This window comes from Belliella aquatica, from assembly GCF_014637795.1.
GTDB classification, from domain to species: domain Bacteria; phylum Bacteroidota; class Bacteroidia; order Cytophagales; family Cyclobacteriaceae; genus Belliella; species Belliella aquatica.
Genome location: NZ_BMFD01000059.1, coordinates 1 through 697 on the forward strand (window position 1 = coordinate 1; position 697 = coordinate 697).

A 697-nucleotide genomic window follows, 5' to 3' on the forward strand; every position below is an offset into this window, starting at 1 on the left:
TGAGGTGGAAGAATACGGCCATAGACCTGTTCTTGCTCAACCTGTCATTATAAAGTAAAGTCTGTCTTGAATCCGTATGCGAAGCTATCTCCAACTTCAAAAACGGATACTTCTTCAATAAGTCCTCTGCAGCTTTCAATACTTTAGACGCATCAGGTCTGATCTCATACTTATCCAAGTCATAATACACCATATCCTCTGCCAGTATCAATGGAAGTAAAGAAGCCTGTTTCTCTCGAACCATACTCGCAATCGCTTCCATCAATTCATCCGTACTCTTCACATAAGATAAGCCTCCCGGAAGTGAGTAATCACCATCAAGATCTGGATAAAGTTCCAAACTCAGAATACTCCTTCTATTTCGATCATGCATCGATTCGGGACAATCTACTCCTTCCACACATGGATTCACAGGCTCCTGCTCTCCTTTCCATGCTGTACTCAATCTTTCTCCCACTACGCCAGTACCCTTCAGGTAATTCGCAGCTGAATTACTCCTGTTTTGGGACAAACGCTCATTGTAAGCATTAGAAGCTCTAGCATCTGTATGGGATGTGATGTTCAAGTTAAAGTCTGGATAAGCAGCCAATACTTCAGAAGCCCTATCCAATACCTCTGCCGCATCTGGTCTAATATTGTATTTATCAAAATCATAATAAACCGTATCAATGGCTAGCATCTTGCCATAAGGTATCGG

1 protein-coding gene is annotated in these 697 nt (G+C 42.0%); it reads right to left on the bottom strand.

Annotation, left to right across the window (positions count from 1 at the left end; translation table 11 throughout):
- The coding region (locus IEV57_RS19275; RefSeq protein ID WP_188444663.1) for an OmpA family protein at window positions 1-697 on the bottom strand (697 nt) is incomplete at both ends.